The following is a 25,499-nucleotide window of genomic DNA, read 5'->3' as shown; positions in this document are numbered from 1 at the left end:
AGTCTACCAAAAATATTTTTTTGAGTAAAGGTATATTGTATTGTTAAAGCTTTGATAGGTATAAATGACCAATTTGATATTGAATTAACATTGTTAATATAATGTAAATTAATTTAAAGAGTTGTTTTTTTAGATCTATTGAAGAAGATTAAAGTATTTTTGCGAGATTGAATGATGGTCTAATTGAGAGATTTATGAATGATAGCACTAAGATTATGAACGAAGTATACCAGATGGCGGACTTGAACCATACTAGGGTAAAGTTTGGACATACGGTTATGAATGGCTTTTCAGTTATTGAAGAGTTTAATGTTTGTAGAGGAGCTGATTTAAAAGGGAATTTTCGTTCAGACTTTATGTCCATTTTTGTGGTAACCGAAGGGCAGGGAGAAATTAGCTTAAATATGGAAGATATAGCAATCAAAGAGAACAGTTTGATCCATATATCTCCTAATATGTTATTAGGGCCTTTACCTGAGAATCAATCCTTATCTATTTCCGGGCTTAGTTTTACAAGCGATTTTATTGCAGAAATTGGCTTGCCTGAAGGTACCTCTGAAGTATTTAGTTATTTTTCTTCGAAATTCTTTCCGGTATGGGACTTGATACCTGAAGATGCAGCTCTTGTTAAGCGACAGATCAGACTATTAGTTGAACGTACTAAGAAATATGCAATTCATCCTTATGGAAAGGAAATACTTATCCATGGGTTTTATATTTTTCTCTTTGAGATAGGGGCCTTGGCACAAAAGTATACACAAATGACGCGTTTAAGCTTCTCTCGCCAGGAAAGTTTGGTAATTAAATTCAGTAACCTTGCACAGCATCAGTTTAGAGAAATTCGTACGGTTAAGACCTATGCAGACCAATTAAATGTATCTGCCAAGTACTTAACGGAGGTGGTTAAAGAATATTCTGGAAAAAATGCTAGTGAAATTATAAATGATCTTGTTATCTTGGAGGCAAAGTTTTTATTGAGCAAATCTCAATTAAGTATTGGTCAGATTGCTGAACGGCTCCATTTTAGTGATCAATCTTTTTTCGGGAAATATTTTAAAAGACAAACCGGGCTTTCTCCCAAATCTTTTCGAGAGAGTGATTTTTAATATTTATGATGAAGTATATTAGACTGTTTTCGATTTTATCCTTACTTACTGTTTTTTGGCTTCCCGCATTTTCACAGCAGGACAGTATTCCGGTAACTACTATTGTTGAAAAAGTTAATAAGCAGGTTACAGATATCCCTTTAGAGAAAGTATACCTTCATTTTGATAAGCCTTATTATGCTGTGGGTGATACCATTTGGTTTAAGGCATATTTGACTTCAATTCAAAATATACCATCAGAATTAAGCAAGATTGTTTACGTAGATATATTAAGTAGCAAGGATTCGATCGTTGAAAGTATTAAGATCCCAGTAATGAATGGTGTTGCACCAGGTAGTATTCCGATTTCTGATGCATCTTTTAAACAAGGTAACTACCACATTAGAGCTTATACGAGATGGATGTTAAACTTTAATTCGAATTATTTCTTTTCCAAAAATTTGCTTGTTGGGAATGCGATTAATAAGGATATAAGTACAAATATAACATTTAATAGTACCGCTACTGATAAGAATGTAAAGGTGAATGCTCAGGTTTTATTTAAAAACGAAGATAATGTGCCTTTAAGTAACCGTAGAGTAAACTGGGAGGTTATTGTTGATTATGAACGTATAAGCAGGGGAAGAGGAGATACGGATGCTAAGGGTTTATTGAATATTGAGTTTAGTAGTTCTAAAGATGTGGATTTGAGAAGCGGGCAGCTTGTGGCAACTGTTGAAATAGGGAAAGCGAAACCTGTAAATGTTAGTTTTCCGTTGAAGACAGCTGTTTTACAGAATGATATTCAATTCTTTCCAGAAGGCGGCGATTTGATTGCTGACTTACCATCTGAAGTGGCTTTTAAAGCTTTACGTTCGGATGGTTTGGGTGTTGAATTGAAGGGTACGGTTGTGGATGCAGAAGGAAACTCGGTTGCTGAGATATCTTCTCAGCATTTAGGTATGGGTAAGTTCTTGTTTACCCCTGGGAGCAATAAGACTTATTTTGCAAATGTTGAATTTGCAGACGGAACTAAAGGGACCTTTAAGTTGCCAACTGTGAAAGCAGAGGGCATTAGTGTTTCGGTTGATAATAGTGATTTAACGAATTTGAAGTTTGTTATACGTGCTAATCGTTCCTATCTTGAGAAGAACTATAATTCAGGGTTTTATATTATTGGCCGGAATGGAGGCATTGTTTATTATGCAGCGCAGAGTGTATTGCGAAACCAAGAATATTCAGGCTCTATTCCAAAGAAAAACTTTCCAACGGGTATTGCTCAGTTAAGCATTTTATCGTCTTCTGGAAATATTCTTAGTGAGCGGATTGCTTTTATTAAGCAGGCCGATTCTCTTACTATGAATCTGACTTCGGATCTTCCAAAGTATACTCAAAGGCAGAAAGTTCAAATGAAATTGAATACAAGTTCAGCAGGAGAACCTTCTTTAGGAAGTTTTTCTGTAGCAGTTATTGATGAAAGCAAAGTGCCGGTTAATGAAGATAAGGAAACAACCATATTAAGTAGTTTGCTTTTAAGTTCTGATATTGAGGGCTATATTGAAGAGCCTAATTACTATTTTCATGATGTAAATAGTAAAAAGCTATCGGATTTAGATTTATTAATGCTAACTCAGGGTTATCGGAGGTATACTTACAATGATGTATTGACTAATAAGCCACCAGCTATTTCATATTTGCCAGAGAAAAGCTTAGCCGTTTCGGGAATGATTAGAAGGAAAGATGGAATGCCCTTAACGAATGGAAGGTTGCTTTTACAAATTCCTGAAAGATCATTTTATAAGGATGGAAAGACTGATGATAAAGGACGTTTTAGTTTTACGGATCTGGCTTTTCAAGATTCAGTTGAAGTGGTTATTAATGCCCGTAATAATTTGAATTCTGAGAATTTAATGATCATGACGGATGGAGAACCTTTTCCTCAACCAGATATAAGTGCAAGTGCGCCCGATGAGATTATAAATATTGACAGTGCATTGGAAACTTATCTTCAAAATAGTAAGCTTCAAAATAGTTCAGGCTTTTTGTTAAGAGAAGTGACCATTGAAGGAAGAGCTGCAAGAGCACCGAGTCATGCTGATTATGGAGCACTTACGGGCTTAAGTATGCAGGCAGATTATCTTTATAAGGGCGATCAACTTAAAGGTTGTAATGAATTAATAGGTTGTTTGACGGGAAGTATGGGACTCACCTATGTGGATAGATTATTATATTTAAGTAGATCTTATAATACTGGGAATAGACTTCCAATAGAAATTTATGCGAATGGTTTGCAGGTAGACGTTAATTACCTCATGGGTATACAGGTAGAGGGAATTGAATCTATAGAGGTTTTTATGAATGATGGTGTGAGTGGGATCAATTCTAGAAATAGGACAAATGGGGTATTGGTAATAAATATGAAGGAGATTAAGAAGACGAAGGTGAGTGCACAGGATTTAGCTGATCTTTTTCCTCCAACTAATATAATGACCTTTATGCCGAATGGATATAGTGCTGAAAGACAATTTTATGTGCCGAAATATAGTGGTCCTCAAACTACTTTGCAATCAAGAGATAACAGAACCACTATTTATTGGAATCCTTACCTTTTAACAGATGAAAAAGGGGATTTAACTTTTGAATATTTTAACTCTGACGGTAAGGGAACTTTTCGTGTAGTGGTTGAAGGTATTGATGAAGATGGCCACATTGGAAGGTCTGTTTATCGCTATCAGGTTGAATAAGAGGCTAAGAGAGTGATAAAGATATGTATTTGAGGGCTGCCATTTAAAATAGGTAGCCCTCTTCTTTTTCTGAATGTTCCAGTTCAAATCTAAGTAACCATTTTTTCTTTTCTACTCCTGCAGCATAACCCGTCATGGTTCCATTGCTGCCGATTACGCGATGGCAGGGAATGACGATTGCTAATCTGTTTCGACCATTGGTTGATGCAATTGCACGGATCGCTTTTGGGTTATTCATCATCTCTGCCTGTTCTTTATAAGAGATGGTTTTTCCATAGGGGATCTCTTGTAAAGTTTTCCAAACTGATTTCGAGAATTCATTGCCGGGTGTATGTAATGGTACAGAAAATGCTTTTAGCTCTCCTTTGAAATACTCATTGAGCTCACTTTCTAATTGATCCAGGTGTTTGTTTCTTCCAGGCAATATCGCTGCATTAAGCAATTCTTGTAGTTCAATAAATTCTTTTCCCAATTTAACCCGGTTAACGAATTCTAATAAACAAATGCCTTCTGATGTGGCACCAGCTAACATAGGACCTAATGGAGTAAGGATCTCTATTATAGAAATACTATTTACTCCATTTAAATATGAAGAATTGTTTTGAAATAAAGGATGATATTTATTTGCAAATTCGATACCGTTAGCTGCCAATTGGTTATTCATTCTCTTTAGTCTTAAGCTTAAAGTTAGAAGTTTGGTAAAATATATACAATTTATTTGTTGTGTATATTTTTAGTATTAGTAATTTTAACAAAAGCTCAAAGAATATGTTGACAGATATTAATCCAAAAATACCAATGCGGGATAAAGCCGCAACAAGGGAGTTTTACTTAAATAAATTAGGGTTTCAGGAATTTGGGAATGCTGACTATGATGGCTATTTAATGGTGCAAAAGGATAGCATTCAAATCCATTTCTTTGAATTTAGGGAACTTGATCCAAAAGAAAATTATGGACAGGTGTATATCCGAACAGATGATATTGATGCCTTATATCAGTCGATGCTTGATAAGAAATTAAGTATACATCCGAACGGGCATTTGCAAACAAAACCTTGGGGACAAAGGGAATTTTCGATGTTGGACCCGGATAGTAATCTACTAACTTTTGGTCAGAATATATAGCTTGATGTAAAACAAAAAGCTATTTCAATATATTATATAGTAAAGGATATAATAGTAAAGAAATTTAATAAGTCATGAGTTCAAAAAACATATCATATCTTCCTGTCTCTTGGGAATTTAAAGAGGCAATAGAAGAAGCAATAAATAAAAAGAACGAGGGTAAAGTTTTCTTTTTTGATAATAACGGTCAAGTTGCTGATGAAAAAGGTATCGTTCTTGAGATGGTAGAGGAAAAGAATGCCGGAGTCTATCTAATTCTAAATACCGGAGCTAAAATAAGGATAGACAGAATAATAACTCTGTTTGGTAAGATAGGTGCTGCCTACGATGAGTATGATTTATATGCTAATGCCTGTATGAGTTGTATGGGCGGATACGAAAATTAAGAGTGCTTGTTTCGCTGCATCATTCTTGAAATGAAAACTATGAGTAGAGATAAAAAGATAAATGCAGCGGTTATGAAGATGCTGTTTATGATTACCTGTGACCATCCTAGCTCTGTTACATTGATAAAAGGGTAGGGGTAAAATCCGGATAAAGAACCTGAAAAAAGTATAATAATAAAATAACCGAGCGGATAGTACAACCAGTTGAATATCCTGCTCCAGTGCAAATGAATTTTTGGGACGGCTATCAGCCAGAATGTTATATATAATATAGGGATAATAGTATGAAGGAATTCATCTGCAAGAAGTTGTAGGCCAGTAGGCGTCCATAACGCACGTAATATGAGGTTGTAAACACTTCCAACGATAGTTATATTAACAACCGTGGCAGCCAATACTCCTGGATTAGCAAAAAATGTAGTTTTATATGGTTCTCGCTTTATCGCTATCGTTGTAAAGCAACAGGCAACCAGGATGTTTGTAAGAATTGTAAAGTAACTGAAGAACTGGATAATGGTTTCTGGAACGGGGTAGGTGCGGTTTTGAATAATAAGGATAAACTGCAGAATTACTGTTGCCCACACAAGAAGGGCACAGAGAGTAGCAATAACGCGTACTGTTTTGTGTTGATCCATTTACAAATATAATGTAAAATCTATTTATATAAACAGCAGCTTCATGATAGTTAAGTTGTTTGTCTATCATCAGTTTATGAATATTTCTTACCTTTGAATTTTACAAACAGAAGCTCACCATGAAGAACATTGAAAACACATCGCTTGATGAGTTTTATCAGCAAGCAGTGGCTTTTACAGGTAAAGAGATTCATATGCTATTGCCGCCAGGCATTCATAAAGAGATTGGCCATTTTAACGTGTTTGATATTTTTGAAACTATCAGGCAGTTAAAGCAAAAGCAAGCGATGCCTTACAATCGGAGGGCCTACTACAAAATTAGTCTGATACGAGGTAAGAATAGAGCAGAATATGCGGATAAAGTTATTGATATAGCACATAATGCTTTGTTGTTTGCTTCACCTAAGGTGCCTTATCACTGGCTTCCGTTGGATGAAAACCAATCCGGATCCTTTTGTGTTTTTACAGATGCGTTTCTCATCAAAAACAAATCTGGTGTTATGCTGGACGAACTTCCTATCTTTAAATCAGGAGGTTATCCCGTCTTTGAAATCACAGATAAACAGGCAGAAGAAATTGAACTTGTATTCAGAAAAATGCAAAAAGAAATAGCATCAGACTATGAATATAAGTACGATCTTCTCCGCAATTATGTGCTGGAGCTTATTCATTATGGACAAAAGCTGCAACCTGCTACGCCTTTGCATTCCACCCAGAATGCTGCAACCCGTATCTTCGCTCTATTTATCGAATTGCTGGAACGACAGTTTCCGGTGGAATCTTCCCACCAGAGGTTGCAATTAAAGACCGCAAAGGAATATGCGGATCGGCTGGCCATTCATGTTAATTACCTCAATAAGGTTTTAAAGGAAAATACAGGAAAGACAACTACAGAAATCATTAGCAGCCGGATTACTCAGGAAGCCAAGATTCTGTTGAAACAAACGGATTGGAACGTCTCCGAAATTGCTTATAGTCTGGGATTTGAAGAGGTTGCACATTTTTCTAATTTTTTCAAGAAGCAAACCACCTTAACTCCACTTACTTTTCGCTCATAGTTCAAAATGTTTGAATTTTGCAAACATAGGATTGATGCTTGCAAACAAGCAAGCTGTTTTTTTACTGAATTTTGTTACATCAAATAAAAAATATAAGTGATGACAAAAGCAAAAAGTAAAATAGCCCTCGTAACAGGAGGAAGCCGTGGCCTGGGAAGAAATATGGCCTTAAGTTTGGCTAAAAAAGGAATTGACGTAATACTTACGTATCACAGTAATCAACAGAAAGCAGAAGAGGTGGTAGCGGAAATACAAGCGCTTGGCCAAAAGGCCATGGCTTTTCAGTTAGACGCCGGTAGTATTCAACTTTTTGATGGGTTTTTCAAGCAGCTAAGTGAACGTTTAGAAGAACAAAATGGTAGCAAGAAAATTGATTTTCTTATTAATAATGCTGGTACAGCGTTGTACGCGCCGTTTACGGAGACTACAGAAGATCAGTTTGATGATGCTTTGAATATCCATTACAAAGGAGTGTTTTTCTTTACACAAAAAGCATTGCCTTTCCTCAATGATGGTGGACGTATTATTAATATTTCTTCCGGACTTACTCGTTTCTCTTTTCCAGGATCTTCTGTTTATGGATCTATGAAAGGTGCTGTTGAAGTATTGACAAAATACCTTGCAAAAGAATTGGGCGGAAGACGCATTGCTGTGAATGTAGTGGCTCCAGGAGCTATAGAAACTGATTTTGGTGGCGGTCGTACAAGAGATAATAAAGAAATTAATGCAAATATAGCAAGTCTTACTGCGCTGGGTCGTGTTGGCTTGCCAGATGATATTGGTGGTGTAGTATCTTTTTTATGTACAGAGGATGCAGGGTGGATTAATGGGCAACGTATCGAAGTATCTGGTGGAGTGGCTCTTTGATTTCTAATACCCCTAAACTTATTGGGCAGGTGAGACCTGTTTTTTGAACACCCTCTAAATGGGTGTTTTTTTATGAGAGGAGTAAAAGATATATTTGTGTATGGTTTTAACCCCGCACGAAAGAGATTTATTGAAACTTGTACAGAGGATTTAAATGAAAGCTGATAAAGATTTACCTAATACCGATCCTTCTGAACCGAACAAAGTTGGTTCTGATATATTCTATAAGGTGGATATTGTTGTAATCGGAGCTGGACAAGCAGGTTTGTCTGCAGCATACCATTTAAAAAAAGAGGGAATAGAACCTGGGAAAGGTTTTGTAGTTTTAGATGATGAGTTCGCGCCTGGAGGAGCTTGGCAACATCGATGGGATTCTTTAACGCTGAATAATGTAAACGGTATCAACGATCTACCTGGAATGGGCTTTGCCGATGCTATAAACATGAAAGATAAAGAATTACAGGCAAATTTTGCAATTCCGAAATACTACGAGCAATATGAGAAAGCTTTCGAACTTCCTGTAATTCGTCCAATAAGGGTCATTGATGTTACAGAAAGACATGGGCGGTTTATCATCAGAACGAATGGCGTTCAATTCAGTGCTCGTGGGTTGATTAATGCTACTGGTACCTGGAAAACTCCAAATTGCCCTAGGTATCCTGGATGGGAAAAATTTCAAGGGAGGCAATTACATACAGGTGAGTATAAAGGTGCACAAGAGTTCGTTGGAAAACATGTCATTATTGTGGGAGGTGGAATTTCAGCTGTTCAATTGTTGGGTGAAGTCTCGAAGGTAACTCAAACTACCTGGGTGGCACGTAGATCCCCTGATTTTAGAAAATATGAGTTTACTCCTGAATTAGGGCGCGAGGCTGTTGCGATGGTAGAGAAAAGAGTAAGAGAAGGCCTGCCTCCAAATTCAGTAGTATCTGTAACGGGTTTACCAATCACTCCCGCTATTGAGGGAATGTTGAAAAATGGAGTTTTAGATCGAAAACCTATGTTTGATGAAATTACAGAAACAGGCGTTCGATGGGCAGATGGAACGACTCTTGATGCCGATGTTATTTTTTGGAATACAGGTTTTCTTCATTCTTTAGACCATCTTACTCCTTTAAAGTTGATGAATGATAAAAACGGTATTGAGATGTCTGGAAAATTAGCTACGCAAGTTGCTAAAGACCCGCGGATCCATTTAACCGGCTATGGTCCTTCTGCTTCCACTATTGGTGCCAACCGTGCTGGTCGGGCTGCTGCAAAAGAGTTGATTGAGTTTCTGGAATTGTAGGTACAAAGTTTTGCTCTGAAAGATAGATTTTGATAATCAGTTTGATTAGCAAAAATATATAATCGGTCAAATCCTCTTTCGGTACGCTCGAGGGCTCATCCCCAGCACCTTTTTTACATATCGAGTAAAGAACGAATAACTAGAGAAATTCATTTTATCGGCTATCTCGGCAATACTTAGATTTTTATTCTGTAAAAGAAGGATAATCCGCTCTTTTGTATAACGTTGAATCCATTGCGAGGCTGGAATACTTGTGTTGGCTTTACAGACCTGGTTCAGATATTTCGGGGTAATATGCAACCGGTCAGCGTAAAATTTCACTTCGCGCTCGATCATACAGTGTTGCTGCACCAGCTGTACAAAACGTTCGTACAATGTGCCACTTTGCAAACTCCGTTTTCGCCGTTCGTGCTCTTCGGCAAAGATATGCCACATTTCTAGTAGAAACAGTTGCATCTGGAGTTTCAATGCTTCTTCGTAAAAACGATGGTCGGTTTCTTGCGAGCGATCGTATAATAGCTGAAAATTGCTAAAAATCTTTTTCTTATCCTGCTTGCCTGGATGTAAAACGGGGTTTTCCATGGAATAGAGAAGAGCATCGATGCTCCTGTTTACACTGGGCACATTATCGGTCAAAAAACTTTTCTCTACAAGCAGCACTGTGCCGCGAAAATTCGGCGAAAACGATACGTCCGAAACCTCGCTGCCCGCTAACCAGAAAATAAACTCGTCCGTTTTCCCTTGCCAGGATCCATTATTGAAGTTGAATTGTACACTTCCGCGCTCACAATAAATATGCGTGTGAAATTTCGATTGGAAATTCGGTGGAAGCTCTTCGGTAGAAGTGGCTTTAAATAAAGTTACTATTTGGTTTTTTGCGGTGACCATTTTTAAAAACTTTCAGCAAGATACGTAATATGTGACATTATTGACGTAAAACAGGCCTTATAAATCTGTATTTTAGTACATAGATTTGTAATGTAATTTAAGAACTTCAAAAGGATATGGAAACTAAGGATATTTTTGAAAGGCTTCGAAATGGAGAAACCATTTCGGCGAATGACCCGCAAGCCTATAAAATGCGCGAGGCTGCATTCGCCACAAAAAAGCTGCTACTAAAAATGAATTGTTCTGCCGATCCTGATGAAATCAGGAATCTGCTGGGCCAGATTACGGGCAATGAGATTGACGAAAGTGTTGCGGTTTTTACGCCTCTGTATATTAATTACGGTAAGCATACACGAATCGGTAAAAATGTTTTCATCAATTTTGATTGTGTGTTCCTGGATATGGGTGGAATTACAATTGATGACAACGTACAGATTGCTCCAAAAGTCAGTTTATTAACAGAAGGCCATCCCATCGAAGCTCAAGAACGGCAATTTCTTATTCCCAAACAGATCCACATTAAAAAGAATGCATGGATCGGTGCTGGTGCCATCATTCTGCAAGGTGTCACTATTGGAGAGAATTCAGTGGTAGCGGCTGGTGCGGTGGTTTCCAAAGACGTTCCGGATAATGTAATTGTAGGTGGTGTTCCGGCAAAAACCCTTAAAACAATTTAACACAAAATAAAATGAAACAGATCATAGTAACCGTAATAGTGTTCTTGATAGCAGGACAATTATTTGCATATAACAAGAAATCAGATCAGGAGGATATGAATAACACAGAACATTATACCTTTACCTTGAGCGACAAGGTAATTCGGCAAAAGGTAACCTTTAAAAACCGCTACGGCATCACGCTTATTGGCGATTTGTACCTCCCAAAAAATACAGAGAACCAAAAATTGCCTGCATTAGCAATCAGCGGCCCGTTTGGTGCGGTGAAAGAACAATCATCCGGTTTATACGCCAACCAGATGGCAGAACGTGGCTTTGCGGTTATCGCTTTTGACCCGTCTTACACTGGTGAAAGTGGTGGCGAACCTCGCAATGTGGCTTCACCGGACATCAATACCGAAGATTTCAGTGCAGCAGTAGATTTTCTGGGGCTTCAGAAACAAGTGGACAGAAATAAAATAGGCATCATCGGTATTTGTGGCTGGGCAGGTTTTGCTTTAAATGCAACTGCTGTGGACAAACGTGTAAAAGCCGTGGCCACAACAAGTATGTACGATATGTCGCGAGTCAACGCTAAGGGTTATAATGATGCAATGACTTTGGAGGAACGCACAAAAGCTTTGGAGCAAATGAGTTTGCAACGCTGGAAAGACGCAGAGAATGGAACACCAGCTTACCCTACCACTCATTTGCCAGAAAAGTTAAACGGCGATGAACCGCAATTCGTAAAAGAATATTTCGACTATTATAAAACCTCACGAGGTTACCACGAGCGTTCATTAAATTCAACCACCGGCTGGACAACAACCAATTCGCTGTCTTTTATGAATATGCCGCTGCTGACTTACATCAAAGAGATTTCGCCAAGGCCGATGCTTTTGATAGCTGGAGAAAACGCGCATTCACGCTATTTTTCTGAAGATGCTTACAAGGCAGCTATTGGGCCAAAAGAACTGATAATTATTCCAAATGGCGTTCATGTTGACTTATATGATAAAGTGGATATTATTCCTTTCGATAAATTGGAGCAATTCTTTAAAGAGAATTTGAAGTAGGAAACCGTATGAAACATTCATTTTCGCTCACTTTAATTTTTATTCTTATAATTTTTAGCAGTGCTTCAACTTACAAGAAAGAGGAATCTAAAACTCATGCAGAAAGTGCTAATACTATGAACAACGATAAAATCAAAATAAAGGTTAACTCACACGTATTCACAGCTACGCTGTTAGATAATAATACGGCTATAGCCTTTAAAGAATTGTTGCCTATGACAATTAATATGATTGAGCTGAACGGCAATGAAAAGTATTTTGATTTGACACATAGCCTAATCACAAATTCTTCTCGTCCGAAAACAATAAAGGAAGGTGACCTGATGTTGTTTGGCTCCAAAACGTTGGTGCTATTTTACAAAGCTCATTCAACAACATACAGCTATACAAAGCTAGGCACGGTTGATAATATAAGAGACTTATCCTCTGCATTGGGTTCAGGAAATGTTACTGTTACTTTCGAGTTGGAATAACCTGTGTACACCTGATAATCCTCCGACAAGAAAAACTAGAAAATTATAAAACGGCTAATTATTTTATGTTCAATTTCATAATGCTATGATTTAGTTAAATTTTGAAAACCTGCTTTCAATATCAGTCAGCCATTTTACCCTTTTTTTCTGACCGACCGACTTTACCATATTATAGCTAATCCACTGAATGTTTTTGTAACCCATAGTTTTAAAAACGCTTTTTATCATTGCTCTCTTTATTAAATTTCCAATGAGCAAAGAGTACATTATTTTGGGTTTATTCATTGTGGTGATTAGGGTTACACCCTTTAAGTTTTTCAGAAGTGGCACTAATCCGAAACCTCGGGGATGATGGTCATAAACAACCCCCGGAGTGAGAACTCTATCAATAAATCCTTTGGTCATTGCAGGCATCAAATCCCACCAAATGGGGAAAATAAAAATCAGATGGTCTGCTTTTTTCAAACGCTCATTATAGTCTATTACTTGTGGGTCTATAGGTTTGTGCTCTATAAAAGCTTTCAAATCAGCCTTTGACATTACAGGGTTAAATCCATCATTATCAAGATGCATCAGGTCAACCTCGTGATTTCCACTTTTAAGTCCTTTGGTTACTGAACTTAATATTGCATTGTTATAGCTCCCTTCGTAAGGATGATTAAATACTATTGCTACTCTCATTTTTTGCTTTGTTTAAATTTATTTAGCAAAATTGAGAAGTAGCAAATGCCTGAACGATAACAATTGTAAAGAAATGGGTTTCCTATCGTCTGTTGCGTATCCTGCTTAACGAAACAGATGTAATGCCTAAATAGGATGCGATATAATGTTGTGGAATACGCTGAATAATATGAGGATGCTCTTCAAGAAGTTCTTCATAGCGTTTTTGAGGATTATTTTTAAGATAGGAATAGAAAAGTTTTTGAGCCTGTAAAAGTCGTCGGAATAAATGCCCTTCCAATTCCTCTTTTATTTCAGGTAAGTTTTCTAAAGCGTTTTGGAAGTCTTGTTGTGAAATTGTCTGTAAAATACAGGGCTCTAAGCTTTCAATGCTATATAAACTCGGCTGATTTGTCCTAAAGCTTTCGATGGAAGCAACTCTGTCGTTTTCAAAGAAAAATTGAGTAGTTATCTCTTTACCGTCATTATTGACCCAAGTCCGTAAACAACCTTTTTCAATAAAGAACATTGTTTTTGAAATTTGTCCTTCCTGTAAAAGAGTTGTTTTTGCAGGAACTTCTAACCGTGTAAAAAGATGTTTTAATTTATCCATTTATTTTGTCATTACTTAGAGTTTTGTTACAATGTTACTAACGAGGAAACAGCTGCGTTTACCATGTTATACATGTCCCTGCTTTAAAATGTTATCACCATACTTCATGATATCCAACTACTATTCTTTAAGATTGGAATTAATTTAGCTAGCCAGAAATGACCGTTTAAAAACTATTTTCATTTTTTATATTAGTTTTACTCCATTCATTCACTAATGATATTATCTTTTTTTATGGATTTTCAGAATCAGTTAGCTCATTCAACCCTTGGAGGAACTTATGGGTAAACGATTCTATTTACTAAGCCGTCCTTTTCCAATTCTTTTATTTTAGAGATAAGTACCCGCGCTGAAATCCCAACAAGTCTATTTCTTAATTCGCTATACCCAGTTCTTGTTCGTTTAAAAGATAGCTGTATTCAATATTAATTTTTTTTAACAGCTACGGTTACGATATAAGAAACACTTAAGCCTTACTTTTCGAAGGTTTTCTCCCTACGTAATCTTTATACTCAACGCAACAATTTTAGGATCCGAAATCTTCACCTAGGTTAGAATCCTCTCTCCGCTCTCCTTCGAAAATATTCAAAATCTTTTCACTTAGCTTCGCTCTCGTTGATTCAAATAGAGTATTGATATCCAAACTAAAATCTAGCCCGGTGTTTAAAACCTCTAAACTAAGAAATGGAAGCTTAAATGCTTTAATAAATATTTTTCTGTTCCCTGCAAGAGTATCTTCGATAATAAAGCTTGTTGAGTTTGCCTGAATATCGTTCACTGTATTTGGGTAAAAGAGAATAATCTCATCTACTTCAAATCTGATTGCATATGCTATCATTTGATATAAGTCGCTTTGTGAAATTCCCTTCTTGGGGTCTGTTTCATTAGAATATACAATCTTATATTTTGTATCGGCTATGAGCGATTTAAATTCGGATTTTATGAATAGGTCAGGCTTAAGGTTAAAAAACTTATCGTGATCCAGGTAGACATCACTTCGTTGCGCTTTTGCAGTAATAGATTCAACCTCCTTTTCGATGAAACCGAAAATAAAATCTTCAAAAAGGTAATCCATAGGCAAGAGGAATGCGAAAAGCTTAAGATCATTTTTATAATCAAAGGAAATAGAATTAGAGAGAAACAGATGGCAAAAGTCTCTTACCGTGTCGAAGTTTTCTAGCATTGGGTTAAACTTAATAGATGCACACTGCTCAGCAGTGGCTCTTTCATCTGAAACCTCATCCAGAATGAAAAGGATTTCTCTTAAGTTCTTTTTATTATCTTGACTTGTACATGCATTAAACAGGAAGGTTGTTACATATTTTATTATTCTATTGAACTTATTATCAAATACAAAGGAATCATACGAGCAATTAAGTCTATGCCAGCGGCCAGTACTTAAATTTTGATTAATATAATCAGTTGCATTTAATCTGCCTTTTATAAAAGTCAATTCTTCATGTACTTCTTCATACTGTTGATAAATTGAATTACTAAGAAGTTCCCTGGTGTATTTTGAAAATAAATAGATAAGTACTTCAAAAAAATCACTTTGTTGGCTTCCTAACGCTGATTGATAATTTGGAAACTTGATTTTTCTGCAATAACTCAACCACCAGATTATATGATTCTGTATCTGAGTGATTTGTGTTGATGAATATTCTTTATTCGAGTCAAAGAAGATCTTGGGTAGCAAATTTATTTTATGGGCTCCATAATGTATTACACCGACGTATTTATTGGATTTAATTTCACCCGATTGATGCAAAAACTGAATAAAACGTTGGCTCTCGATCCTATCTTCTTCTCCATTTAAATAGAATTCTGATTTTTCTCTTTTCTTCCAAATTTCATCCAGAAACGCTTCAATATCTTGAAAAGAGTCAGGAAAGGGAGCTTTATTCTGATATTCAAATAGATTGATCACTTTTTTCTCTAATTTTAAGTGGCCATATATCCTTTACTAATTCAAGACCTGCATTCGTTAATATCGACTTTACTTCTTTTTCATCGTTCATATAATATTCAAGTAGTAGCGGAATTATTTTATTGTTTATTCTGGATACAAGGTCCTTGTTTTCACCCATAAAATAGGCATGACCAATTTGAAAGTCATGCCCTTTTGACTTTATAATCTGTTCATTGATTTTCAGCAGGATATCTGTATCATATATTTCGTGCCCAGGAATTTCATATTTGGGATACATCGATTCAAATTCAAACCTTCGTCTCAAGGCAATATCCAATAATGCGATGGACTTATCAGCCGTATTCATAGTGCCAATAATATAAAGATTAGAGGGTACGGAAAACTTATCTCCAGACGGTAATGTTGAAGACAAGGGGATTTCTCCTCCCGACCGCTTATCTGGTTCAATAAGCGTAATCAACTCACCGAAAACTCTAGAGATATTGGCCCTATTAATCTCATCAATGACGATAACATAGTTCTTGAGTTGTATTTGCTCTTTTTTCCCCGTAGTGTCCTTTCCTCTCAAAAGAAGTTCTTCGAGCAACGGAGCATAATATGATGACAGTCCTTGTATTTCTAACACTGATTCGGCATCATACATCTTTTTTAATGTTCCAATGCTTAATGTGTGAGCCGTAGCTCCACTCGTTTTTCTAAAATCGATTGACTTATTAGAAATTGAAGTAATAAAAAAAGATACCTTCTTCATCTTGACTTCAATTTCTTCCACTTCACCCTCAATTAGCGGGTCGATGAACTGGTTCCATACTTCCTCGAAAGATTTTTTAGAAACTATGGGTTTTTCTGAATCATTAAGGTTTTTTAATGCTCGATCTGCTAACCTTTTAAATACGCCATCTTTCCTCTCAAAGGTTAATTGATTATCATTTTCGGTATCTGGTCGAAGTCCTTGGATAAAGTCTTCGTAGCTGTAGTTTTGGTGAAACGTAATAAATTCTATTCGGTCATCGATATTCTCATTAAAGATTTTCAAAGCCATCTTATAGTCGTTTACCTGGTATCCTGTTACGATTTCTGCGGCTCTAATAAGGGTAGTATAAGTCTTCCCTGTTCCGGGAGGGCCGTAAAAAATTACATTTAATGGGTGAGGCTTCATTAGAGTTTGTTGGCTATCAGTACCTAAACTTAGAATAGGTTCTTTTACTTCTGTAATTCCGATAAGGTTCTTCAAAAATTGAATGTAATCCGGATATTTCGTTACGTCTGTTAACGTTTTAACTACAATTTTATGATCCAGCCCATCCCATACACCTCTCTTCTTCCACTTCACTTTTCTGCATTTTCTGTATGACTCTCGAGTATCGTCATAAAAATAATCAGATGAAACAATTCCATAGCCGAGATATTCACTTCTCCCTTTCTTAGCGATAATTACATCACCAACTGAGACGGTATTTTTAAAATCATAATTCGCATTTGCGGAGTTCATTTTTGAACCAGTTGATTTTTCTAGCTCGTTCAATCTGTCAGCAATTTCCCTTTTACTTTGATACTCATTTAAATCTCCTAGATAATCCCAACCTAAACCCATTATCCCTTTTTCATAGAATTCATCCCATAAAGAGGCTTTTTCACCAGGAGCATAAAGCCAAATTTTATTACCTCCCTTTTCTTTATTCAGTAAACGAGAATCAAAGGATATTTTATAAAAAGGATCACTTTTCTTTTGCTTTATATGTTTTAAAATGGATTTGTATTCCGAATAAGTTTTAAACTTGACATTAATCCCTAAATCATTCTCAATATATGGCTTAGTGGGACCATTTATAGGCAAATATTTCGTGGGGTTTATATAAAATAATGCTTCCGTGAGCTTTGTCAGTCCGATGCTATTTATCGATAGAAGGTCTTTAAAATCCTCATCTGTAATTTCGTCTGCAATTGCTTTTTTGAAGAATGTCCATAAACGTTCTATTTCATTGTTCTTTCTTTCTTCTTTATACGGGAAAAGCCAAACTTTTTGGGCTTGCGCGGAAGGCACTCCATCGGTATCAGTCGGAATGGATGCTGATATTTTTTTCGCAATCTCTTGTAGAAATTCTAGTCGTTTCGCATCGCCGTATTTATATATATAGCAGAAAAATGTAAAAGGATCAATTTCTTCCAGTTCAAGGGCTTTGCCCGTTTCATCTTTATCGTTAAATCCTCTTATTCCAACTGACTTCAATAGTTCAATCAATTCCTTTTGATTATCTTTCATTGCAGAAAGATAATTTACAATGTCAATATGGGTTTGAATCCATGTATATTTAGTATCTGACATATTAATCCAAGTGGCTATTAGGTTTTTATTTGGTATAGATGTAACAGTAAATAATGATTAATCTTATAAAATTTCTATAAATAAATAAGAGGTCAATTTAAAATTATTGTTGATCAATAAGATATGGTTTAACGGTATTTAGTCTTTGAAAGATAGTTTATCTTTTTGCGAAAAACAAATATAACAGTTTCGTTATGAGAGAAACTAAAAAGAGTGGATTTAACAAATGTTTAAAAATGGATTTTTTTGACCTATATGAAAAGATTATACCTGAATTCAAATTAAGAATAAAGAAATCCGGGGAACCAAGACATATCCTGACAGTCATGATATTTGTAGAGATAGACGATCATCGCTAACGGCCATATTTGCTTCAAAGGAAATCGTTATTCTGTTTCAAAGGTTTCAATGAAAATGATTTTGGAGAATAAAACAAAAAACTAATCGCTCATTTAAAAAGAGGAGATGGTAATCTATCCGATTATTAAAATTATTTTAATAATTTCTTCTAAACTGCGCCCAAACCCATGTCACTCTAATATGAAGGTCTCTAAGTCGATTGAGAGGTCTTTCTTGTGAACTCACTGGTACATAACTAGAACTCTTTATTAGAAGATTTAGACGATTGAACCTATTGAAAGATAATATAATTATCGATGATCAACGAGCACCTGTATTTTGCATAAACACAACATTTGGTCTTGATCTTCAGAAATACTAAAATGTGGATAAATTCTGCAGTCATTTCGATCTTTTAAAATCAAAATCCTAATGATTAATAGTAAATTTATATTATTATAGATTTTATTAAGAAAGGAGGTATGTAATGAGCATTAAGCCTGGTCCTAAAAGGATTGCAATATCAACAGGTAAACCTGATAGACGACAGCGGGATAATAAAGAAACTCCAGGAAATACGCCTTCTCTGAAGCCACATAAGCACACGAAAGGGAAGTAGTTGTATCTTTTTAATTTGGTGAAATTATCCACTACCGAGGTTTTTCGGTTACTTAAACACAAAAGGCGCTTTTATGGCGCCTTTCTTTGTGACCCCGCAGGGAATCGAACCCTGGACCCACTGATTAAGAGTCAGTTGCTCTACCAGCTGAGCTACGAAGTCTAATGAGGTGCAATATTAAGCATAAAATGCGAAATGAAAAGATATTTAGTGATTTTTTTCTAGTTCTTATTGAACTAAAATTACATTAAGGATATGGTGAAATTATTGATTATTCTATCGAGAAATCAGCATTAACAACAGCTGTTATTTCTTTTCTAATTGAAGAAACATCATTTATTCCCTGATCAGAAACCATATTGGAATTTTCAGGAGTTATTTGAATAACTCCCATTCTTGCACGTCTTAATGTGCCCAACTCTCGGCCAGTGGCTTCAGCTATTCTTTCTCCTCTTGTCATTGCGTCTTTTGCTGCTTCTGCTTGTATTTCAATCTTTATATCTCCTAATTTGGTGTAATAATATTCAGGTTGATTTACCATAAAACTTACTCCTTGTTCAACAAGCGAACTAATATCTAAAGACACATCCTTAATTTTATTTACATCTGTTGATGAAATGCTTATCATTTGTGAGGTAGAATAGGAAGATATTCCGATTTGCCGTCCATTTTGATCATAGCGGTAATTCGCATAACTATTAACAGTTTGGAATTCTACGCTATCTTCCTTAAAGCCTGCATTTTTTATATAAGAAATGACAATCGGTTTTTCAACTTGTAATTTTTGATAAGCTTCTTTTGGAGATGCTGCTTCAACACTTAAAGTTCCGCGAAGTATTCCTAAATCGGATACAATAACCTTTTTAGCAGAACCGGTTGTATTAATACTTTGATCTTCACTTTTTATATTCTTAACAGTAATAGCAAGAATTGTTATAGCAATGATTGCTGCAAGTGATATTATAAGAGCGGGTATAATAAAATGATTTCTGTTCATAATCTATAAATTGCTTAAGAAATAATCATGCCATCGTTTCTTAAGCAATTTATAGAAAATAAAGAAGATTTCTAAAAGTTTAAACGTTGAAGCGGAAATGCATAATATCGCCATCTTCAACGATATAAGTTTTACCTTCAACACTCAGTTTTCCGGCTTCTTTACAAGCGTTCTCCGATCCTAAAGCAACAAAATCATTGTATTTAATAACTTCAGCACGGATGAAGCCTTTTTCGAAATCTGTGTGGATAACTCCAGCTGCCTGAGGCGCTGTAAAACCTTGAGTGATAGTCCAGGCTCTTACTTCCTGTACACCAGCTGTGAAGTAGGTAGAAAGTTTCAAAAGTTTATAGGCTGCCTGAATTAATTTAGTTACTCCAGATTCTGATAAACCCATATCCTCTAAGAAGATTTGTCTTTCTTCAAAGCTTTCCAGCTCAGCAATTTCTGATTCTATTTTAGCAGAAATAATAAGTACTTCAGCATTTTCATCTTTTACAGCTTCTTTAACTAAGTCAACATATTTGTTGCCTTCAACTACAGATGCTTCATCAACATTACAAACATATAGAACAGGTTTTTGAGTTAATAATCCTAAGTCACTTATATACTCAAAGTCTTCTTCAGTTAATGGAGCAATACGAACAGATTTTCCGCTTTCCAGAGTAGCTTTTACTACAGTTAGAATCTCGTAAGTTTTCTTAGCATCTTTATCTCCACCGGTTTTTGCCATCTTTTCAACTTTCTGGATGCGTTTTTCTACAGTATCCAGGTCTTTCAGTTGAAGTTCAGTATCAATTATCTCTTTATCACGGATAGGATCTACAGAACCATCTACGTGGATAACATTTCCGTCATCAAAACAACGTAGAACGTGAATAATTGCATTGGTAGTACGAATATTACCCAAAAATTGGTTTCCTAAACCTTCTCCCTTGCTAGCTCCTTTTACCAATCCGGCGATATCAACAATCTCAATTGTATTTGGTACAATGCGTTGAGGTTTAACTAATTCGCTTAGTTTATTTAATCGATTGTCGGGTACTGTAATTACTCCAACATTGGGTTCGATTGTGCAAAATGGAAAATTAGCAGCTTGTGCTTTTGCATTCGATAAACAATTAAACAAAGTTGATTTCCCAACATTTGGTAATCCAACAATTCCGCATTGTAATGCCATTGATATTTTAGTTTAGATGATAGGATTTAACCTATTGTAAAATTGTCGCAAAGATAAAAATTTTAACCTTTTAACAGGTATTAATTTGTCATATCATATTTTTCATGCTACTTTTATAGATATAAGAAAAATATCAATATAAAACACAATATGGCTACGATAGACCCTCAAATACAACAAAGAGCGCAATTATGGTTAGAAAAACCATACGATGCTGAGACCATCGAAGCTGTTCAGGCGATGATCAATGAAAATCAAATTGGTGAGCTAACAGATTCCTTTTATAAAGACTTGGAGTTTGGAACAGGTGGTTTGCGTGGAATCATGGGAGTGGGCACCAATCGGATTAATAAATATACGTTAGGTAAAGCAACGCAAGGTTTTAGCAACTACCTGAAGGGGCTGTATCCAGGAGAAGAAATACGTGTGGTAGTTTCATACGATAGCCGTAATAATTCTAGAGACTTCGCCAAGATTGTTGCAAATGTATTTTCTGGAAACGGACTGATTGTCTATTTCTTTGATGAGTTAAGGCCAACGCCGGAATTATCTTTCGCAATTCGCGAATTAAACTGCCACGGTGGAGTAATGCTTACGGCTTCTCATAACCCCAAAGAGTATAATGGTTATAAAGCTTACGGGAGAGATGGAGGGCAATTAGTTGCACCACATGATAGCAATGTAATTGGAGAGGTTAATAAAATAGCTGATCTGAGTGATATAAAATTTGAAGCGAAAGAAGAAAATATTAGACACTTAGGTTCTGAAATGGATGATACTTACATTCAAGGAATAAAAGCACTTTCACTGAATCCATCGATCGTTGAGGCGCAAAAAGATCTTAAAATTGTGTATTCTTCCATCCATGGAACCGGGATTACAGTTGTACCAAAGACATTGGAAGCATGGGGTTTCCGTAATGTTCATTTGGTAGAAGAGCAGGCTAAACCTGATGGTAATTTCCCTACCGTAGTATATCCTAATCCCGAAGAAAGGGATGCCATGATGCTTGCAACTAATAAAGGAAAAGAATTAGACGCAGATGTGGTGATGGCAACCGATCCTGACGCGGATAGAGTTGGAGTAGCAGTTAAAGATACAGAAGGTGTATTTCAACTACTGAATGGAAATCAGATATTTAGTCTCTTAGCCGAATATGTACTTGGCTCTTATAAAGATAAAGGTCAGTCTTTTAAAGATCATTATATCGTTAAAACCATTGTAACGAGTAACCTGATATTAGAGATCGCTAAGAAATACGGTATCCAGTGTTATGATGTTCTAACAGGTTTTAAGTTTATTGGCGAGTTGATGACCCTGAAAGCTGGTAAAGAAGAATTTATACTTGGTGGAGAAGAAAGCTACGGCTTTTTAATAGGCGATCTGGTTCGTGATAAAGATGCAGTTGTTTCTTGTGCTTTTATAGCTGAAATGACAGCCTACTTTAAAAATGAAGGCAAAACTCTTTTTGAAGCCTTACTTGATATCTATTCACACTATGGCTATTTTAAAGAAAAGCAAGTGTCGCTTACTAAAAAAGGAAAAGCAGGAGCTGAAGAAATTACAGAAATGATGAATCAGTTTAGAGCTACACCACCGAAATATCTGGGTGGTATAGAGATCGTTAGTATTAAAGATTATAACACATCTCGTTCTTTAACAGTCTCTTCAGGACTTGAAGAAGTTATTGATCTTCCCAAGTCAGATGTATTACAGTTTATAACATCTGAGGGCGATGTAATATCAATCCGGCCTTCCGGTACAGAGCCTAAAATCAAGTTCTACTGTAATGTTAAATTAGCAAAAGGTCCACATATCAACTATAATGAATCGCAAAGGATTTTAGATGAAAAAGTTGACTTAATTATGAAAGATCTTATATAACTATGCCTTTACCCTTTATTAAAAATGCATCTGTTTTCGTACATTTGTCATAAACGAATATGGGTATGGATGCTGAAAGCAAGATTAAATTTTTACTGGAGAACGAACGTTTAGATGCAGGTTTAAAAGCCATTGCAAGTAAGGTGCTTGAAGGAGAACGAATTAGTTTTGATGAAGGTGTTCTGCTATTTGAAAAAGGTGAACTGGGTTATTTAGGAGTTCTAGCTAATTATATTCGGGAAAAGAGGCACGGTAATTACACCTATTTTAATCGGAACTTTCATATCGAGCCTACCAATGTATGCGTTTACGATTGTAAATTCTGTTCTTATTCACGGCTTATAAAAAATAGAGACGAAGGGTGGGAGATGGACGTGGATGCCATGATGGATATCGTGCGTAAATATGATAACGAACCTGTAACAGAAGTTCATATCACAGGTGGGGTAGTACCCAAACAAGATCTTGAATTTTATGCTTCTTTCTTTCGTGAGTCGAAAGCCCATAGACCCAACTTACATATCAAGGCATTAACTCCTGTAGAGTACTATTATATTTTCAAGAAGGCGAAATTAAGCCATTATGAAGGTATGAAGTATATGAAAGAAGCAGGACTGGATTCTATGCCTGGAGGAGGAGCAGAAATATTTCATCCGGAGATAAGAGAACAGATTGCGGCTGATAAATGCAATGCAGAACAATGGCTTGATATTCATGAACAAGCACATAAATTAGATATGCGCTCAAATGCTACCATGCTATACGGGCATATTGAGAAATACCATCACCGCATTGACCACATGGAAAGGCTGCGTCAGTTGCAAGATAAAACAGGTGGTTTTCAGGCTTTTATTCCATTGAAATTTAGAAATAAAGATAATCAGATGTCTTATGTGCCCGAAGTGTCTGTTATTGAAGACCTTCGCAATTATGCAGTAAGCCGTATTTACCTGGATAATTTTGATCATATTAAGTCATATTGGGCTATGATAGGCCGCGATACAGCACAGCTTTCCTTAAGCTTTGGTGTAGATGATATTGATGGAACGTTAGACGATACAACCAAAATTTACTCTATGGCAGGCTCTGAAGAACAAACCCCGAAAATGAGCACTCAGCAACTTGTTGAACTGATTCGTCATGTAGGCCGCCATCCAATTGAACGTAATACTTTATACGAAGTAATCACAGATTATAAAGATGTTGTATTTGAGGAAGAAGATGAAAAGAAAGCACGTTATTATCCACTTCCTGTAATTGGAGAGAAAATATAAACCCAATAGGCTTTAGCGAATTAAATTTGAAAAGATCACTTTACATTATAAGACACGGGCAAACCGACCTAAATAAATTGGGTATTGTACAAGGTCGTGGTGTTAACTCTCCGCTCAATGAACATGGAATTTTACAGGCAAAAGCGTTTTATGAGAATTATCGCCAAATCCCTTTTGATCGTATAATTACCTCAACTCTTAGAAGGACACATCAAACTGTAGAGAATTTTATTAAGGATGGTATTCCATGGGTTCAGCTTGCAGACCTGGATGAGATTAGTTGGGGAATATATGAAGGAAAACATCAGGATGAAGAAATCTTGACCGGATTTAACCGGTTAATTGAATGTTGGACCAATGGTGATTTAGATGTTTGTGTAGATGAGGGGGAGACGCCTAACGAGATGAAAATTCGCCAGAAAAATGCCATTAAAGAGATTCTCGAGATTACAGAAGGAGATAAGAATATCCTGATTTGTACACATGGCCGTGCAATGCGGATGTTGCTTTGTTTGCTTACTAATAAATCTTATTCATTCATGGATACTTTTCCGCATACAAATACTGCTTTATATAAAGTGGATTATGATGGAATTGATTTTAAAATTGATTTATTCTATAACATAGATCATTTGACTAATTTAGAAGGATAACATGAACAAAATAAAAATATCTGCCGTATCTTATATCAATACAAGCCCGTTTATGTATGGCATTAATCGGAATGAAGAGTTACTGGCAATCAGTGATATCAGTTTGGATATTCCTTCTATCTGTGCAGAAAAATTGATTGAAAATAAGGTTGATATTGGTTTAGTGCCGGTTGCTGCTTTATTAGATATTCCTGATTATAAAATTATAGCAGACTATTGTATAGGTTCTGTGGGTGCAGTTACTTCTGTTTTTATTTTTAGTAAAAAACCGATTGAAGAGATTCAAACTTTACGTTTAGATTCACATTCACGTACTTCTAATAACCTTGCTCGTGTTTTATTGAAAAATTATTGGAAGAGACCAATTACATTAAGCACAGATAAAAATGCAGATGCTTATGTGCTTATAGGTGATCGGACTTTTGGAAAAGTAGGGTCAGAGCCTTATGCTTATGATTTAGGAGAGGCATGGACTAACTTTACAGGCTTGCCTTTTGCCTATGCTGTATGGGCTGCTAATAAGGCTATTCCTGAATCTTTTGTCCAGTTATTTAACCAAACATTGAAATATGGCTTGGATCACCGCGATGAATTGATCGATGAGTTGCCTAAGGTTGAGAATTTTGACTTGAGAAAATACTTAACAGAATCGATTGATTTCGATTTAACCTTGGAGAAAAGAAACGCTATTCAATTGTTTCACCACTACATTAATGAATTAAATGCAGTGGTGATAGAATAAT

The 25,499-nt window shown here is 36.0% G+C and carries 25 protein-coding genes and 1 tRNA gene; 15 read left to right on the top strand and 11 right to left on the bottom strand.

Going from position 1 to position 25,499, the window contains the following annotated elements:
- The first annotated feature begins 215 nt into the window (after positions 1-215).
- Both C8N28_RS11905 and C8N28_RS11900 read left to right on the top strand, forming a co-directional pair.
- Positions 216-1,106, top strand: a complete 891-nt coding sequence (locus C8N28_RS11905; RefSeq protein WP_165870337.1) for a helix-turn-helix domain-containing protein — start codon at positions 216-218, stop codon at positions 1,104-1,106.
- Positions 1,107-1,111: 5 nt separating this feature from the next.
- Positions 1,112-3,829: a carboxypeptidase regulatory-like domain-containing protein gene (locus C8N28_RS11900; RefSeq protein WP_246012815.1), complete on the top strand. Its 2,718-nt coding sequence runs from the start codon at positions 1,112-1,114 to the stop codon at positions 3,827-3,829.
- A 43-nt stretch (positions 3,830-3,872) separates the two neighbouring features.
- On the opposite strand, the gene C8N28_RS11895 is transcribed toward C8N28_RS11900, so the two are convergent.
- Entirely contained in the window at positions 3,873-4,493 is a 621-nt protein-coding gene (locus C8N28_RS11895) for a methylated-DNA--[protein]-cysteine S-methyltransferase (RefSeq protein ID WP_132225205.1), read from the bottom strand.
- Positions 4,494-4,597: 104 nt separating this feature from the next.
- Here C8N28_RS11895 and C8N28_RS11890 point away from each other — a divergent pair, with 104 nt between their 5' ends.
- Both C8N28_RS11890 and C8N28_RS11885 read left to right on the top strand, forming a co-directional pair.
- Positions 4,598-4,954 carry a bleomycin resistance protein gene (locus tag C8N28_RS11890; protein ID WP_132225203.1) on the top strand — a complete coding sequence of 119 codons (357 nt, stop codon included), beginning with the start codon at positions 4,598-4,600 and terminating at the stop codon, positions 4,952-4,954.
- Positions 4,955-5,028: 74 nt separating this feature from the next.
- Positions 5,029-5,340 carry a hypothetical protein gene (locus C8N28_RS11885; RefSeq protein ID WP_132225201.1) on the top strand — a complete coding sequence of 104 codons (312 nt, stop codon included), beginning with the start codon at positions 5,029-5,031 and terminating at the stop codon, positions 5,338-5,340.
- Here the strand turns inward: C8N28_RS11885 and C8N28_RS11880 are convergent.
- Positions 5,337-5,975 (bottom strand): Pr6Pr family membrane protein, encoded by a 639-nt coding sequence (locus tag C8N28_RS11880; RefSeq protein WP_132225199.1) that lies wholly within the window; start codon positions 5,973-5,975, stop codon positions 5,337-5,339. The genes C8N28_RS11885 and C8N28_RS11880 overlap by 4 nt on opposite strands.
- Before the next feature lie 119 nt (positions 5,976-6,094).
- Between C8N28_RS11880 and C8N28_RS11875 the strand changes: the two genes are divergently transcribed.
- From C8N28_RS11875 to C8N28_RS11865, 3 genes are all read left to right on the top strand, one after another.
- The gene (locus C8N28_RS11875) at positions 6,095-7,033 is read left to right on the top strand and encodes a helix-turn-helix domain-containing protein (RefSeq protein ID WP_132225197.1); all 939 of its coding nucleotides are present in this window, start codon (positions 6,095-6,097) and stop codon (positions 7,031-7,033) included.
- A 99-nt stretch (positions 7,034-7,132) separates the two neighbouring features.
- Positions 7,133-7,900, top strand: coding sequence for an SDR family NAD(P)-dependent oxidoreductase (locus tag C8N28_RS11870; protein WP_132225195.1), 768 nt, complete (start codon positions 7,133-7,135; stop codon positions 7,898-7,900).
- Between the two features lie 154 nt (positions 7,901-8,054).
- Positions 8,055-9,188: an NAD(P)-binding domain-containing protein gene (locus C8N28_RS11865; RefSeq protein WP_132225193.1), complete on the top strand. Its 1,134-nt coding sequence runs from the start codon at positions 8,055-8,057 to the stop codon at positions 9,186-9,188.
- A gap of 66 nt (positions 9,189-9,254) precedes the next feature.
- Here the strand turns inward: C8N28_RS11865 and C8N28_RS11860 are convergent, their stop codons facing one another.
- Positions 9,255-10,076: a helix-turn-helix domain-containing protein gene (locus C8N28_RS11860; RefSeq protein WP_132225191.1), complete on the bottom strand. Its 822-nt coding sequence runs from the start codon at positions 10,074-10,076 to the stop codon at positions 9,255-9,257.
- Between the two features lie 116 nt (positions 10,077-10,192).
- On the opposite strand from C8N28_RS11860, the gene C8N28_RS11855 reads away from it, so the two are divergent.
- The 3 genes from C8N28_RS11855 to C8N28_RS11845 are packed head-to-tail and all read left to right on the top strand — an operon-like array spanning position 10,193 to position 12,281.
- Positions 10,193-10,753 carry a sugar O-acetyltransferase gene (locus C8N28_RS11855; RefSeq protein ID WP_132225189.1) on the top strand — a complete coding sequence of 187 codons (561 nt, stop codon included), beginning with the start codon at positions 10,193-10,195 and terminating at the stop codon, positions 10,751-10,753.
- 11 nt (positions 10,754-10,764) lie between these two features.
- The gene (locus C8N28_RS11850) at positions 10,765-11,808 is read left to right on the top strand and encodes an alpha/beta hydrolase (protein WP_132225187.1); all 1,044 of its coding nucleotides are present in this window, start codon (positions 10,765-10,767) and stop codon (positions 11,806-11,808) included.
- Between the two features lie 8 nt (positions 11,809-11,816).
- Positions 11,817-12,281 (top strand): cyclophilin-like fold protein, encoded by a 465-nt coding sequence (locus C8N28_RS11845; protein ID WP_132225185.1) that lies wholly within the window; start codon positions 11,817-11,819, stop codon positions 12,279-12,281.
- A gap of 90 nt (positions 12,282-12,371) precedes the next feature.
- Here C8N28_RS11845 and C8N28_RS11840 read toward each other — a convergent pair whose 3' ends face one another.
- From C8N28_RS11840 to C8N28_RS11820, 5 genes are all read right to left on the bottom strand, one after another.
- Positions 12,372-12,962: an NAD(P)H-dependent oxidoreductase gene (locus C8N28_RS11840; protein WP_132225183.1), complete on the bottom strand. Its 591-nt coding sequence runs from the start codon at positions 12,960-12,962 to the stop codon at positions 12,372-12,374.
- Between the two features lie 82 nt (positions 12,963-13,044).
- Complete coding sequence (locus tag C8N28_RS11835) at positions 13,045-13,554, bottom strand: Crp/Fnr family transcriptional regulator (RefSeq protein WP_132225181.1); 510 nt, start codon at positions 13,552-13,554, stop codon at positions 13,045-13,047.
- A gap of 278 nt (positions 13,555-13,832) precedes the next feature.
- On the bottom strand, positions 13,833-13,973 hold the full coding sequence (locus tag C8N28_RS13980; RefSeq protein WP_132225808.1) for a winged helix-turn-helix transcriptional regulator: 141 nt from the start codon (positions 13,971-13,973) through the stop codon (positions 13,833-13,835).
- 107 nt (positions 13,974-14,080) lie between these two features.
- The gene (locus C8N28_RS11825) at positions 14,081-15,481 is read right to left on the bottom strand and encodes an McrC family protein (protein WP_165870336.1); all 1,401 of its coding nucleotides are present in this window, start codon (positions 15,479-15,481) and stop codon (positions 14,081-14,083) included.
- Positions 15,465-17,810 (bottom strand): AAA family ATPase, encoded by a 2,346-nt coding sequence (locus tag C8N28_RS11820; RefSeq protein ID WP_221410234.1) that lies wholly within the window; start codon positions 17,808-17,810, stop codon positions 15,465-15,467. The genes C8N28_RS11825 and C8N28_RS11820 overlap by 17 nt, the downstream gene beginning before the upstream one ends.
- Before the next feature lie 826 nt (positions 17,811-18,636).
- On the opposite strand from C8N28_RS11820, the gene C8N28_RS13930 reads away from it, so the two are divergent.
- Entirely contained in the window at positions 18,637-18,768 is a 132-nt protein-coding gene (locus C8N28_RS13930; protein WP_262708406.1) for a hypothetical protein, read from the top strand.
- A gap of 89 nt (positions 18,769-18,857) precedes the next feature.
- Here C8N28_RS13930 and C8N28_RS11815 read toward each other — a convergent pair.
- The 3 genes from C8N28_RS11815 to ychF all read right to left on the bottom strand — a co-directional run bounded on the left by C8N28_RS11815 (position 18,858) and on the right by ychF (position 20,945).
- A tRNA-Lys gene (locus C8N28_RS11815) sits at positions 18,858-18,930 on the bottom strand.
- Between the two features lie 109 nt (positions 18,931-19,039).
- Complete coding sequence (locus tag C8N28_RS11810) at positions 19,040-19,765, bottom strand: SIMPL domain-containing protein (protein ID WP_132225177.1); 726 nt, start codon at positions 19,763-19,765, stop codon at positions 19,040-19,042.
- Positions 19,766-19,844: 79 nt separating this feature from the next.
- Complete coding sequence (gene ychF, locus C8N28_RS11805) at positions 19,845-20,945, bottom strand: redox-regulated ATPase YchF (protein ID WP_132225175.1); 1,101 nt, start codon at positions 20,943-20,945, stop codon at positions 19,845-19,847.
- 150 nt (positions 20,946-21,095) lie between these two features.
- Between ychF and C8N28_RS11800 the strand changes: the two genes are divergently transcribed.
- From C8N28_RS11800 to C8N28_RS11785, 4 genes are all read left to right on the top strand, one after another.
- Positions 21,096-22,829 carry a phospho-sugar mutase gene (locus tag C8N28_RS11800; RefSeq protein ID WP_132225173.1) on the top strand — a complete coding sequence of 578 codons (1,734 nt, stop codon included), beginning with the start codon at positions 21,096-21,098 and terminating at the stop codon, positions 22,827-22,829.
- A 65-nt stretch (positions 22,830-22,894) separates the two neighbouring features.
- Positions 22,895-24,103 carry an aminofutalosine synthase MqnE gene (gene mqnE / locus C8N28_RS11795; RefSeq protein WP_132225171.1) on the top strand — a complete coding sequence of 403 codons (1,209 nt, stop codon included), beginning with the start codon at positions 22,895-22,897 and terminating at the stop codon, positions 24,101-24,103.
- Between the two features lie 26 nt (positions 24,104-24,129).
- Positions 24,130-24,756 carry a histidine phosphatase family protein gene (locus C8N28_RS11790; RefSeq protein ID WP_132225169.1) on the top strand — a complete coding sequence of 209 codons (627 nt, stop codon included), beginning with the start codon at positions 24,130-24,132 and terminating at the stop codon, positions 24,754-24,756.
- Position 24,757: 1 nt separating this feature from the next.
- Positions 24,758-25,498 (top strand): menaquinone biosynthetic enzyme MqnA/MqnD family protein, encoded by a 741-nt coding sequence (locus C8N28_RS11785; protein ID WP_132225167.1) that lies wholly within the window; start codon positions 24,758-24,760, stop codon positions 25,496-25,498.
- Position 25,499 lies beyond the last annotated feature (1 nt).

Source organism: Albibacterium bauzanense (genome assembly GCF_004339765.1).
Taxonomy (GTDB): domain Bacteria; phylum Bacteroidota; class Bacteroidia; order Sphingobacteriales; family Sphingobacteriaceae; genus Albibacterium; species Albibacterium bauzanense.
Note: the sequence above shows the minus strand (reverse complement) of the source record. Positions and strands in the feature narration are given on the sequence as shown.

Bases quoted from the DNA above. Each gene is read 5' to 3' on its own strand.
- C8N28_RS11905 (WP_165870337.1), top strand. From the start codon at position 216: ATGAACGAAGTATACCAGATGGCGGACTTGAACCATACTAGGGTAAAG.
- C8N28_RS11900 (WP_246012815.1), top strand. From the start codon at position 1,112: ATGATGAAGTATATTAGACTGTTTTCGATTTTATCCTTACTTACTGTT.
- C8N28_RS11895 (WP_132225205.1), bottom strand. From the start codon at position 4,493: ATGAATAACCAATTGGCAGCTAACGGTATCGAATTTGCAAATAAATAT.
- C8N28_RS11890 (WP_132225203.1), top strand. From the start codon at position 4,598: ATGTTGACAGATATTAATCCAAAAATACCAATGCGGGATAAAGCCGCA.
- C8N28_RS11885 (WP_132225201.1), top strand. From the start codon at position 5,029: ATGAGTTCAAAAAACATATCATATCTTCCTGTCTCTTGGGAATTTAAA.
- C8N28_RS11880 (WP_132225199.1), bottom strand. From the start codon at position 5,975: ATGGATCAACACAAAACAGTACGCGTTATTGCTACTCTCTGTGCCCTT.
- C8N28_RS11875 (WP_132225197.1), top strand. From the start codon at position 6,095: ATGAAGAACATTGAAAACACATCGCTTGATGAGTTTTATCAGCAAGCA.
- C8N28_RS11870 (WP_132225195.1), top strand. From the start codon at position 7,133: ATGACAAAAGCAAAAAGTAAAATAGCCCTCGTAACAGGAGGAAGCCGT.
- C8N28_RS11865 (WP_132225193.1), top strand. From the start codon at position 8,055: ATGAAAGCTGATAAAGATTTACCTAATACCGATCCTTCTGAACCGAAC.
- C8N28_RS11860 (WP_132225191.1), bottom strand. From the start codon at position 10,076: ATGGTCACCGCAAAAAACCAAATAGTAACTTTATTTAAAGCCACTTCT.
- C8N28_RS11855 (WP_132225189.1), top strand. From the start codon at position 10,193: ATGGAAACTAAGGATATTTTTGAAAGGCTTCGAAATGGAGAAACCATT.
- C8N28_RS11850 (WP_132225187.1), top strand. From the start codon at position 10,765: ATGAAACAGATCATAGTAACCGTAATAGTGTTCTTGATAGCAGGACAA.
- C8N28_RS11845 (WP_132225185.1), top strand. From the start codon at position 11,817: ATGAAACATTCATTTTCGCTCACTTTAATTTTTATTCTTATAATTTTT.
- C8N28_RS11840 (WP_132225183.1), bottom strand. From the start codon at position 12,962: ATGAGAGTAGCAATAGTATTTAATCATCCTTACGAAGGGAGCTATAAC.
- C8N28_RS11835 (WP_132225181.1), bottom strand. From the start codon at position 13,554: ATGGATAAATTAAAACATCTTTTTACACGGTTAGAAGTTCCTGCAAAA.
- C8N28_RS11820 (WP_221410234.1), bottom strand. From the start codon at position 17,810: ATGTCAGATACTAAATATACATGGATTCAAACCCATATTGACATTGTA.
- C8N28_RS13930 (WP_262708406.1), top strand. From the start codon at position 18,637: ATGAGCATTAAGCCTGGTCCTAAAAGGATTGCAATATCAACAGGTAAA.
- C8N28_RS11810 (WP_132225177.1), bottom strand. From the start codon at position 19,765: ATGAACAGAAATCATTTTATTATACCCGCTCTTATAATATCACTTGCA.
- ychF (WP_132225175.1), bottom strand. From the start codon at position 20,945: ATGGCATTACAATGCGGAATTGTTGGATTACCAAATGTTGGGAAATCA.
- C8N28_RS11800 (WP_132225173.1), top strand. From the start codon at position 21,096: ATGGCTACGATAGACCCTCAAATACAACAAAGAGCGCAATTATGGTTA.
- mqnE (WP_132225171.1), top strand. From the start codon at position 22,895: ATGGATGCTGAAAGCAAGATTAAATTTTTACTGGAGAACGAACGTTTA.
- C8N28_RS11785 (WP_132225167.1), top strand. From the start codon at position 24,758: ATGAACAAAATAAAAATATCTGCCGTATCTTATATCAATACAAGCCCG.